Below are 11475 nucleotides of genomic sequence, written 5' to 3' on the forward strand. Positions count from 1 at the left end.
TCAGTAGTCCACCCGGCGGCCCGTCGGACGCGGCGGGGCCGCACGGGGCGTGGTGAAGGCGAGGGCCCGGATGCGCTCCAGGATGTGCGGCTTCAGGTCCAGCGCGTCCCCGAAGTCATCCACCGACGCGAATCCGCCCCGCGCCTCGCGCAGCTGCATGGCGCGTTGCGCCAGGATGGGTCCGATCCCCGGGAGCGCGGCGACCGCGGCCTCGGGCGCGGCGTTCAGGTCCACGGGTGCGGCAGCTTGGGATGCGGGCCCGGGGGGCGGCGCGGGAACCCGCGGGGCGGGAGGCTTGGGTGCGGCGGGAGGCGCCAGCGGAGTGTGGGTGGCGTCTACCGGCACGACGCGGGTCGTGCGCGGTGCCGGCGAGCTGCGCGCCGCGTCGCCCGACAATTCTACGTCCAGGCGGATCAGGAACTCCGGGCGCGCGACGAAGGCGTGCACGGTGCCGGCCACCCAGATGCCGATGAGTATGAAACCCGCCGTGTTGCTGCCATCCAGCGTGAGAGCGTAGACGAACGCGGCGAAATAGACCACCGCCGCGATGATCCAGGGCCGGTTCCGCGTCCTTACCCCGGCGTACAGGAACCCCGCCCAGGCGAGCATCCCCAGGCTGCCCAGCGGCAGCAGCACCCACCAGGAGGCCAGCAGTTCCCACCCCGTCCCGCGTCTCGTGATCGCCATCTCGGTTCAACCTGCCAAGGATCAGAAGTCCACCACGCGGCGCCCCGCGCCCGGTGCCGGCGGCATGGAGGGCGGCGGCGGCGGACCCAGCACCACGCGCGGACGGAGGCGCTCCAGGATGTGCGGCTTCAGCGCCAGCACCTCGCCGAACTCTTCCAGCGAGCCGAACCCGCCACGCATCCGCCGCTCCTCCGCGGCCCGCCGCGCCAGCACCGGGCCGATCCCGGGGAGCGCCGCCATCTCGCCTTCCGCCGCGTTGTTCAGGTCTACCGGGGCAGATGCCGGCTCGGCGTGCAGCGGCGCGACGGGGCGTGGCGGAAGCGCCGGTGCGGGCGGTGGCGGAGGCGGGCCGCCCTCGAACGGAGCCCACGGCGGCGCGGGAACGCCCTGGAACTCGGTTTCGGCCGCCACCTCGCGGCGCAGGTGGGCGTACGGGTCGGCGCCGTGCACGGCATCCAGCCGCCGCAGGTATTCGTTGCGCACCCACACCGCGTGGATGATCGAGGCGAGCCACAGCGTCATGAAGATCCCGCCGATCACGCTGTTCGACGTTTCACTGTACGGGATGGGCGACGCGGGCTCCGCCACCGCGGGGGGAGGCGCACCGGCGGGCGGCGTCTTCGGCTTGGTGGGCAGGACCCCGAGCGCTACCCAGCTCAGCAGGTAGACGAAGCCGGCGATCACCCACTTGCGGGTGCGCGTCTTTCTGCCGGCGTACAGGAACGCGGGGCCGGAGAGGAGGCCGAAGCTCAGCAGGGGCAGCAGGGTCCACCACGAGTGGCCCCACTCCCACTTTGTTCCGCGGTTCGTGACGGGCATGGCTCAGCCCCCCCGCACCTGGCGCCGGCGCACCTCGTCGGCGCGGACGTCGTCCGCGTGCACGTCGTCGGCCCGCACGTGCTCGGCCTGCTGGTACTCCGCCGTGTACGCCGAGTCGGCGGTCTCGGCCTCCAGCAGCTCCTCGAGGATGGCGATGTAGTCGGTGCAGCGCTTTCCCCTGGCGCCGTGCACCTCGGCCTGCACGGTGCCGTCGGGAAAGATGCGAACGGTGAACGCCTCGCTCATCGGCCCGCCCTCACCGGCATGGCGTAGCGCAGCACCACGGACCCGTCCGCGTCCACCCGCTCTCGCTCCAGCTTCATCCCCCGCTGGGCGGCCTTCTGCTTCAGCCGCTCGTACACGCGCGCCTGCACCAGCCGCGCGTACTCGTGCTCCACCGCGTCCACGAACGCCCGTGCCTGCACCTCCGTCACGGTGCCGACGAACACGGCGTCGTGCCGCCCCTCCTCGCCGGGCTGAAAGACGATGCGCCCGCCCTCGATCACGCTGTGCACGTTGCCCTGCTCTTCCACCGACTGGCAGCCGTAGTCGTGGAGCGCCGCGCGCAGCAGCTCCGCGTCCTTGATGCGCGTGGGAAGGCGAAGCACGCGGTCGGTGCCCTCGCCGCTGTCCTCGAAGAGGCGCGGCATGGCGTCGGCGGCGGCGATGATGATGGGGATCAGCAGGAGCGAAACACCCATGGCGTCCTCTCAGAAGTCCACCGCGCGGCCGCCGCGCGCTTCGCTGATGTCGGCCGGGGGCGCGGGCGCGGCCCCGGGGGCGGGCGGGGTCGGCCCGCCGTCGTTCGGCGAGTCGCCCGCCACCTGGTACTCGGCCCGGCCCTCGCGCGGCGTGGCGGCCACGGCGCGGATGGAGGCCCAGGCGCGGATGGCGCGGATCTGCTCCGCCTGCGTGACGGAGAGCGGCACCGTGTTCTTGATCACCCACTCGAAGTCGGCCATGCGGATGGCGCGCCGCTCGGAGAACGCCTCGAAGAGCGCCGCGATCACCGCCTGCTCGATCTCCGCGCCCACGAAGCCTTCCGTGAGGCCCGACAGGTACTCGCACGTCCGGTCGTCGATTCTGAAGTCGCCCAGCACCGCGCGGTTCTTCAGGCGCTTCGCCAGGTGCACGGAAAAGATCTGCTTGCGCTCAGTCCGCGTCGGCAGATCGACGAAGAAGATCTCGTCGAAGCGCCCCTTGCGCAGCAGCTCCGGCGGGAGCGAGTTGATGTTGTTGGCGGTGGCGATCACGAACACCGGCTTGGTCTTTTCCTGCATCCAGGTGAGGAACGAGCCGAAGATGCGCGTCGAGGTGCCGCCGTCCATGTCGCCCGCGCTGCCGAACCCCTTCTCGATCTCGTCGATCCACAGGATGGAGGGGGCGATGGCCTCGGCGGTGGCGATGGCCGTGCGCATGTTCTGCTCGCTGCTCCCCAGCAGCCCGCTGAACACGCGGCCCACGTCCAGGCGCAGCAGCGGCAGCTGCCACGCCGAGCCGATGGACTTGGCCAGCAGGCTCTTTCCGCACCCGGGAACGCCGGTGATCAGCACGCCCTTGGGCGAAGGCAGGCCGTAGTCGCGCGCCTCGTCCATCCAGGCGCTGTTCCGCTTCTGCAGCCACCGCTTGAGGTTCTCCAGCCCACCCACGTCGGCGATGTCAAGGTCGCTGGCGATGAACTCCAGGATTTCGCTCTTGCGGATGGTCTGCCGCTTTTCCTCCAGCACCGTTTCCACGTCGCGCGCGTCCAGCCGCCCGTCGCCCACCATGGCGCGCGCGAAGGCGTTCTCCGCCTCGTGCAGCGTGAGCCCCACGGCGGCCTTCACCAACCGCTCCGCGTCCTGCGGCGGCAGGTCGATGGTGATGCGCCCGCTCCCCTGGTTGGCCTGGATGATCCCGTCGAGCACCGTGCGGATCTCGTCGGCCGTGGGGAGCACGAACTCCAGCACGGTGACGTCCTTCTGCAGCTCCATGGGCAGGTGCAGCGTGGGCGACACGAAGACCACGCTGCGCGGCGCCTGCCCGCCCTTGAGCACCGGCGCCAGGTCGCGCAGCTTGCGCACCACCTTGTGGTCGCACCCCCGCTGCTCGCTGCCGAAGTAGGGGTGCGCGTCGTGGAGCACGAACACCGAGGGCTCCACGAAGTCCTCGATGACGTCCAGCGCCTGCAGCAGGTCTTCCGTCCCCTCCGGCGCGCTCCACCCGTCGGAGCGCAGCCCCTGCGTTTCCGTCCACGTGAACACGCGGCGGGGCGTGCGGATCCTCTGCGCGTCGCCCGCAACCTGGCGGATGACCGACACCACCCGCTCCTCTTCCCACGTGGGGACATAGAGAAACGGAAAGCGGGCCTTCAGCAGGTTGGCGAAGTCGGTGGAAAAGTCGTGCATCCGGCCGTGGCGGTGCGGGATGAGTGCGCCCCGGAATCCCGGTGGGCGGGAAACCAATGTCGCGAGCGGGCGCGCTTCCGTCCAGTGCCACCCCCGCGGCGGCTCCTGCCCGCGCGACTGGCCGGGCCGAAATCATGATGCTTGACGTCAGGTGTACTAGGACGCATAGTACGCCTATGCTTCCGTTCGAGGTCGTGCTCAGACCGGGTGAATCGCCCTACAAGCAGATCGTCTACGCGGCCACGCGGGCCGTGGTGGCGGGCGAGCTGCTGGCCGGCGCGTCCTTTCCTTCCGTGCGGGAGCTGAGCCAGGCGCTGAAGATCAACCCCAACACGGCGCACAAGGTGGTGGCGCAGCTGGTTCGCGACGGGATCCTGGAAGTGCTTCCGGGAATCGGCACCGTCGTCGCCCAGGCGCGGGGGTCGTCTTCCGAGGAACGGCGTCTCCTGCTTTCCGATGCCGTGGAGCACCTGGTGGTCGAGGCGAAACGGCTGGGGCTGGACGAGGCGGACGTACTGAACGCGGTATCCACCCGGTGGGCGGCCCTGTTCGGCGGCGTGCCCGGAATGGACGGGCCAGGTTGATGGCGGAAACGCGGGTGAACCGGAGGAGCCAGTCTATGGGGATCGTTGAAGCACGAGGCCTTTCGCATCGATATGGCCGGCGGAACGCGCTGCTGGACGTGGATCTGGAGGTGCCCGAGGGCGCGCTCTACGCCCTGCTGGGCCCGAACGGGGCGGGAAAGACCACGCTCCTGCAGATCCTGATGGGCATCCGCCGGCCCACCTCCGGCAGCGTGGCCCTGTTCGGCAAGGACGCTTCGCGGCTGAGCGTGGAGGAGCGCGGCGCCATCACCTACGTCGCCGAGGGGCAGCCCCTGCCCGGGTGGATGACGCTGCGCCAGCTGGAAGCGTACCTGGCCCCGCTCTACCCGCGGTGGGACCCCTCGCTGGCGGCCGACCTGCGCAGCCGCTTCGGGCTGGAGCCGGACCAGAAGATCCGCACCCTCTCCCGCGGGCAGCGGATCAAGGCGGCCGTGCTCTGCGCCCTCGCCCCGCGCCCGCGCCTTCTGCTCCTGGACGAGCCGTTCACGGGGATGGACGTGATGGTGAAGGACGAGCTCGTCCGCGGACTGCTGCAGTCCGCCGGCGACGAGGGATGCACGATCGTGATCTCGTCGCACGACATCGGCGAGCTGGAGGCGCTGGCGGATTGGGTGGGGTTTCTGGACGGGGGCCGGCTGACGCTCTCGGTGCCCATGGACACGCTGCGCGAGCGGCTGAAGCGGGTGGACGTGGTGACGCGCAGCGGCGCGGTGGCGCCGGCCGCCTTTCCCGCGGAATGGCTCTCGGTGGAGCGGGCCGGGCCGCGGATCAGCTTCCTTCTCTCCGGCGCGGAACGGGGCGGCGACGCGGGGAATGATCTCCGGCGCTGGTTTCCGGAGCCGGCGCGCATCGAGGTGCGGGAGGCGTCGCTGCGAGAGATCTTCGTGGCCCTGGCCAGGGGCAACGCCGAAACGCGGACCGAAGAGGTGGCCTCATGAAGTGGCACGCGCAGGTGGCCCACGTGGTTCGTAAGGACGTCCGGCAGTTTCGGTGGATGATCGCGGCCTACGCCGCGGCGGTGGCGGCGGCGACTACCATAGCGATGCGGTGGAGCACCTTCGGTGCGGGCCATCCTCTGCTGTGGATGTTCGCGATCGTGGTGCTGGGGATGGTGCTGCTGGCGGTGCTGGTGCAGGCCGATTCACCGGCCAGGAGCACCCCGTTCTGGGTCACCCTGCCGCTGCACCCCTCGGCAGTGCTCACGGCGAAGCTCGTCGTCGGCGTGCTGGTGGTGCTCGGGCTGGCGCTCGTGGGCCAGGCCGCCGCGCTGTCGGCGCACGCCGTTGCCGCCGGTGATCTGCCCCGGCTGCTGGGCCACTCGGCACTTTCGTTCGGCAGCTGGCTGGGCACGGCGGCCGTGATCGCGGCACTGGCTCCCGACCTTCGCACGTTTCTGCTGGCGCTTACGCTCACCACGCTGGCGTCGTTCGTCGGTGCGCAGGTCATCTGGTCGTTGCACGACTTCTCGTACCCCCGCCCTTCATCCCTCCTGATACCGGTGGCTGAACTGTGCTGCATGGTCCTGCTGCTGGCGCATCAATACCTCACGCGGCGGGTGCGCAGGGGCGTAGCGGCCGGTGTACTCCTGTGGACGGCAGGCCTGCTGCTTCTGGTGGTTGCCCTGCGTTCCAGCTCTTCGGCGGAACTCGCGGCGGCGGGCGTTGTGCCGGGGCCGCTGCGGGGCGCGACAATCAACATCGACGAGGTGCAGTTTCATTCCGGCGCGGAGCCGACTGTGATATTCCGCGCAAAAGGATTGTCGCCCGTTCACGACTACGTGCTGGTGTCGCCGGTCGTGGAGTTGCGCATGGATGATGGTTCTTCCGCCCCCGTGCGCCTGGACGACTCTTTCATTGGACTCGGCCATGCCGCCGTGCCAATGGAAGGGATTCGATGGGTGAACGGCCCGGATCCGGCGACGGAGATCGGCAGGAGCGTGACGCTGAAGGTTACCCTGGCCCAGCGCCGGGCGCTGGAGCAGGGCCGTGCGCGGCTGTCCTTGCGGGGGCGCGTCGAGGTGCGGGAGCCGCGCGTGAAGATCGATCTGCCGCTCGTCGCGGGCGTCGCAGCGGCCAGGCAGGGCCTGCGAATGCGGGTAACCAGGGCCGAGGTCCTAGCCCAAGGTCCGTCCGTCGAGGTGCAAGCGTCATCGGTTGCCGCGTCCAGGAGCGCCGGTTCGGGGTCGGAGCGCCGGTCCGGATTTGGCCCCGCTGATCACGTCCTGGTGAACCGATCCCGCGGGGAAGGCATCATCATGAACCAGGGCCGCAGCCATGGCAGTGGCGGTGGCCTGGTGTTGCCAGGGCCGAGCACCCAGGTGAGCACGACCGTGTTCGAGCCGGAGATAACCCTGGCTCGGGAGATCCGCGTCGAGGCTGGCTGGCTCGACGGGGCCCGTCTGGTCGTGCTGGAATGGGTGCCGCTGGGCAGCTATCCCATCGCGATCCAACAACAATCGCCCTGACGCGGACGCAGCCGCGGGCCCTTCGCCCGGGGCTGCGGCGGGTTGTCCTGGCGAGGTGGGCCGCGCGAGATGCTTGCGTGCGGCGATCCGCGCGATTATATACAACCATATGGTTGTACGTCACCCACTCAGCGATGCGGACCTGGACCGCCTTTTCCGCGCGCTCGCCGATGCGACGCGCCGCGACATCGTCGCGCGCCTGATGGCCGGGGAGCCCCTGTCGGTCTCCGCCCTCGCGGCGCGGTACAACATGTCGTTCGCGGCGGTCCAGAAGCACGTTGCCGCGCTGGAGGCAGCTGGACTGGTGACCAAGCAACCGCAGGGCCGCGAACGCATCGTCCGCGGCAACCCTGACCGCATCGGCCGAGCGCGCGAGCTGCTCGCCCACCTGGAGGGGCTGTGGAGGGCGCGCTTCAGCCAGCTCGATGCGGTACTCGCCGATCCCACCACCACCCCGGAGTGAGCCATGCCGATTACGTCCGTTACCTCCAATCCCGAGACGCTCACCCTGACGGTGACCGGTGACTACCCGGTGCCGCTGGAGCGGCTGTGGGACGCCTGGGCGGATCCCCGCCAACTGGAAAAGTTCTGGGGCCCGCCCACGTGGCCCGCCACCTTCACCCGCCACGACATGGCCGTCGGCGGCTGGTCCCAGTACTACATGACGGGGCCGGACGGTACCACGGCGCACGCCTGGTTCCGCTTCGTGACGATCGAGCCGGGGCGAAAGATCGAGGTCGATGACGGCTTCGCACACCAGGATGGCCGGATCGACGAGTCGATGCCGGTCATGCGCATGATCTTCACGTTCGAGCAGACCGCCGGCGGCTCCCGGTTCACGGGCGTCACGCATTTCCCCAGCATCGAGGCGATGGAGCAACTGATGGCGATGGGGCTGATCGACGGGATGCAGTCGGCGCTCGGGCAAATGGACAACGTGCTCGCCGACCTCGCATCGTTCGCGGCGGGCCGCGCCACGGACGCACAGATCCTGGACGACACCCGGGTTCGCATCAGCCGCGTCATCCGCGGGACGGTGGACCAGGTGTGGCGCGCGCACCACGATCCCGAGCTCCTGAAGATCTGGCTGCTGGGGCCGGATGGGTGGACGATGCCGGTGTGCGAGGTGGCGTCGGCCGTCGGGGACGCGTACCGGTACGAGTGGGAGGCGGTGGATGGCTCGCAGCGCTTCGGCTTCGAGGGAGAACTGCTGGAATCGGAGCCGCCCCATCGCTCCGTGACCACCGAGCGGATGATCGGGATGGAAGGCCCGGGCGCCGTCAACGAAATGACGCTGACAGCCGTCGAAGGGGGAACGCTGATGACGCTCCTGATCGCCTACCCGAGCGCCGAGGTGCGCGACATGGTGCTCGGCACCGGGATGACGGACGGCATGGAACGGAGCTACGCCCGACTGGAGAGCGAGGTGCTCGCGGCCGCTCCGGTCTGAGGACGTTCCTCGCGGAGTCAGACCGGGGGCGCTTCGGGGTGGCGGAATCCGCTCACCCCCCGCGCTCCCCGCCAGCCCCATCCAAGCTCCCGCCTGGCGTATCGAATCGCCAGCGCGGGAGTTGTGCGTCGCCGTCAAGGCGCAGCCGTAGCTGGCCGCGTTCGCCCCTGCTTGCATAAAACCGCGGGTTGCAGCACCTTCCACCCTCATAACGCGTCCGTCTCGGTGCGCTCCCCGCTGCTGCGGCCACCCCGGCCGCACACGGCTCCGCCGCTCCGATTTATCTGGTTCGTCCGTCTCTCATAAGGCAGGCCATAATGAAGAAAGTCCCCGTCGTCTTCCTGTCCGCCGACCCGACGCGTACCCTTGCGTTGGACGAGGACCTGCGCAACATCCGCACAAAAGTCCGCGCGGCCAAGTACCGCGGCGTTCTGCAGTTCGACTCGCGTACGGCGGCTCGGCTCGACGACGTAGTGCAGGCGCTGTATGAGACGAAGCCGCAGGTCGTGCACTTCAGCGGGCACGGCGGCGGGGGCGGGTTGATGCTCGTGGGTGAGGACGGACATACGCCGCACTGGGTGAGCGCGGACGACCTCCAGAAACTGTTCACCGGGTTCCGGGACGATATTCGTGTCGTCGTCCTGAGCGCCTGCTCTACCGGCCCCCACGCCAAGCTAATCGCCGACATCGTGGGCTGCGCGATCGGCACGCCCACCACGATCGCGGACGAGGCGGCAATCGCCTTCAACGCCGAGTTCTACCGGGCGATCGCGTTCGGGGAGTCGGTACAGGGCGCGTACGACAAGGCATGTTCGGCCATCGGTGCGCACGACCTTGACGCGGTGCGTCCGGAACTGGAGACGGGGGACGGTGTCGATCCCGCGCAGCTGTTTCTGGTCAGGAAGCCCACCCCCGTGCCCAGGCGGCGAATCGCTGCAGGTGCCGCGCTGCTCGTCGCGCTCCTGGGGATGACGCAGGTCCTGACTGGGTCCGAGGAATCGCCGCCCCCCGTTGTTTCGCTGATGACCCCGCCCGTGGAGGCCTTGGCCACGGCGCTCGAACTTCAACGCGGGGGGAACCACGCAGGCGCCCTTCCGTTCTTCAAGCGCGCGGCAGAGGCAGGGAACGCCGAGGCCATGGGGTACCTGGGAATCGCATACCTTCGCGGGGAGGGTACGGAGCGCACGCCGGAACTCGCGGCGCATTGGCTGGAGGAGGCGGCAGAAAAGCGCGATGCGCGCGGCATGAACGCCTACGGGCAGGCCTACGAGGAAGGAGCCGGGGTGGCGCAGAGCTACCGCTGGGCCCAGCACTGGTACGAGGCAGCCGCCACCGAGCAGAACGACGTGGAGGCCATGCGGAACCTGGCGCGGCTGTACCGCCAGAGGCCCCGTACGAGCCGCCACGATTCACTGGCCCTCGCCTGGTACCTGAAAGCGGTGGATGAGGGATCGGTGGAAGCGATGGTCGACGTGGGGCTGATGTACGCCGAGGGTGTGCATGGGCAGCGCGATCCCAACCAGGCGCTGGGCTGGTTCCAGCGCGCGGCGGATGCGGGCTCGCCCCGGGCCATGCACGCCATCGGCCGGCTGAACGAAGAGGCGAAGAACTACCGCTACGCGCTGGCCTGGTACCGAAAGGCCGCGGACGCGGGTTCCGCCGAAGCCATGAACAGCCTGGGCGTGCTGTACCAGAACGGCTGGGGAGTTGCCCCCAATCGTGCGGAAGCTGCGCGCTGGTATCGCCGGGCCGCGCGGGCCGGCTCCCCCGCCGCCCAAGCCAGCCTGGCCGCCCTGGAACGCAGCTGACGGCACCGCGTACCCCTCTCACGGGGTAGCGCCCGACTTTCCCGTGCATCATGGCCGGCGCTGTCTGCGCCGGCCTTTTTTCGTGGACCCGGCTGCAGGGGTGGCCGGGCCGAACCCGCCGCTATCCAGCCGATCCCCCCCTCTCGAAATCACACGCGCGCGCCCCGGAACCCGCGCGGGGAATTCTGCCGCGCGTGCCCGACGAATGGCACGTGAGCCGGAGCGGCGGCACTCGCGGACCTTTCCGTTGCCCCTCGCTCATGCCCGTCACCCCACCGATCCTGGTGATCGGCGCGTTCATCACCCCACCGGCAAAGGACAGCGTAGTGCTCCAGAACCTCGTACGGTGGATCACCTCCATCTTCCGCCCCGCCGACCAGCCTGAAGACACGGGCGCCGCGGAATCGGCTGCCCCCGCCGCCTCCGCCCCGAAGCTGTGGCTGCGGTGGCCGTTCAAGCTGCGGATCTCCGGCTTCAGGCAGAACGCGAGCCCCGCCGCGGCAGCCGAGGCCGAGGTGATTCAGCCTCCCGATTGGGACGGAATCCTGGACTCCCTCTTCTGGTCCGGCTACACCGGCACGGGCAACCCCGACGAGATGCTGCAGCGCCTGCGCAGGATGCAGGACACCGCGGTCGATGCCACACGCGTAGAGTACTTCCTGCGCGAGACGGGGCTGCGCGCCAGGCTCGACGCCCTCGCCGAGGAACGGCGGCAGGACCGGGTGGACGAGCCGGAGGTCAGGGCACGCATCGAGGCACTCCAGACGCATCGCGAACCGGGGGCGGCCGCCGTACACGCCGCGCGGGAACGGCTGCTCCCCGCGTACGCCCGGCTGACGGCCCTGCGGCAGGGATTCCCGGTCCGCCAGATCCAGGAGCGCATCCGTGCCGAGGCGGCGCTCTCGCAGACGCTCGCCGACAACGTCGTGGCCACGGAGGCGGTGCGCACCTCCGCCGAAGACGCCCTGGTGTCGCGGGAGGTCGCCCGCCGTGAAAAGGCCGGCCCCGCCCTCGCGGAGTGGGAGGCCGGCCACGCGGAGCGCGTGCGCGTGGTCCGCGAGCAGGGCGAGCGCCAGGGCCGCGTGGTGGGCAGCCTGCGCGCGTCGGGGATGAACGAGCGGATGGCGGGCTTCTTCGTCTGGGCCGGCTACGTGGGAATGATCATCTTCGGCTGGCGGCTGGGCGAGGTGCTTCACGAGCGTGCGTTCCCCAGCGCCGGCTCGCTGCACGGGCTGATCGCGCCCCTCGCCCAGAC

12 protein-coding genes are annotated in these 11475 nt (G+C 70.0%); 7 read left to right on the forward strand and 5 right to left on the reverse strand.

Translation table 11 applies throughout. The features are described from left to right. Genes VGB24_RS13435 through VGB24_RS13455 form a run of 5 tightly spaced genes read right to left on the reverse strand, consistent with a single transcriptional unit; the run spans nucleotide 1 to nucleotide 3893 of the window. Entirely contained in the window at nucleotides 1-687 is a 687-nt protein-coding gene (locus VGB24_RS13435; protein ID WP_331073458.1) for a ComEA family DNA-binding protein, read from the reverse strand. A gap of 21 nt (nucleotides 688-708) precedes the next feature. Continuing rightward, entirely contained in the window at nucleotides 709-1506 is a 798-nt protein-coding gene (locus VGB24_RS13440) for a ComEA family DNA-binding protein (RefSeq protein WP_331073459.1), read from the reverse strand. 3 nt (nucleotides 1507-1509) lie between these two features. Beyond that, entirely contained in the window at nucleotides 1510-1752 is a 243-nt protein-coding gene (locus tag VGB24_RS13445) for a DUF2997 domain-containing protein (protein ID WP_331073460.1), read from the reverse strand. After that, nucleotides 1749-2207, reverse strand: a complete 459-nt coding sequence (locus VGB24_RS13450; RefSeq protein WP_331073461.1) for a hypothetical protein — start codon at nucleotides 2205-2207, stop codon at nucleotides 1749-1751. The genes VGB24_RS13445 and VGB24_RS13450 overlap by 4 nt, the downstream gene beginning before the upstream one ends. 9 nt (nucleotides 2208-2216) lie before the next feature. Next, on the reverse strand, nucleotides 2217-3893 hold the full coding sequence (locus tag VGB24_RS13455; protein ID WP_331073462.1) for an AAA family ATPase: 1677 nt from the start codon (nucleotides 3891-3893) through the stop codon (nucleotides 2217-2219). A gap of 194 nt (nucleotides 3894-4087) precedes the next feature. On the opposite strand from VGB24_RS13455, the gene VGB24_RS13460 reads away from it, so the two are divergent. The 7 genes from VGB24_RS13460 to VGB24_RS13490 all read left to right on the forward strand — a co-directional run. Further along, entirely contained in the window at nucleotides 4088-4477 is a 390-nt protein-coding gene (locus tag VGB24_RS13460) for a GntR family transcriptional regulator (protein WP_331073463.1), read from the forward strand. 35 nt (nucleotides 4478-4512) lie between these two features. Continuing rightward, nucleotides 4513-5436: an ABC transporter ATP-binding protein gene (locus VGB24_RS13465; RefSeq protein ID WP_331073464.1), complete on the forward strand. Its 924-nt coding sequence runs from the start codon at nucleotides 4513-4515 to the stop codon at nucleotides 5434-5436. Beyond that, entirely contained in the window at nucleotides 5433-6962 is a 1530-nt protein-coding gene (locus VGB24_RS13470) for a hypothetical protein (RefSeq protein WP_331073465.1), read from the forward strand. The genes VGB24_RS13465 and VGB24_RS13470 overlap by 4 nt, the downstream gene beginning before the upstream one ends. 109 nt (nucleotides 6963-7071) lie before the next feature. After that, the gene (locus tag VGB24_RS13475) at nucleotides 7072-7425 is read left to right on the forward strand and encodes a metalloregulator ArsR/SmtB family transcription factor (RefSeq protein ID WP_331073466.1); all 354 of its coding nucleotides are present in this window, start codon (nucleotides 7072-7074) and stop codon (nucleotides 7423-7425) included. A 3-nt stretch (nucleotides 7426-7428) separates the two neighbouring features. Beyond that, nucleotides 7429-8412 (forward strand): SRPBCC family protein, encoded by a 984-nt coding sequence (locus VGB24_RS13480; protein ID WP_331073467.1) that lies wholly within the window; start codon nucleotides 7429-7431, stop codon nucleotides 8410-8412. A 317-nt stretch (nucleotides 8413-8729) separates the two neighbouring features. Next, nucleotides 8730-10220 (forward strand): CHAT domain-containing protein, encoded by a 1491-nt coding sequence (locus VGB24_RS13485; protein WP_331073468.1) that lies wholly within the window; start codon nucleotides 8730-8732, stop codon nucleotides 10218-10220. 260 nt (nucleotides 10221-10480) lie between these two features. Next, on the forward strand, nucleotides 10481-11475 hold a 995-nt coding region (locus tag VGB24_RS13490; protein WP_331073469.1), incomplete at its 3' end, for a hypothetical protein.

Source organism: Longimicrobium sp. (assembly GCF_036399935.1).
Lineage (GTDB): Bacteria > Gemmatimonadota > Gemmatimonadetes > Longimicrobiales > Longimicrobiaceae > Longimicrobium.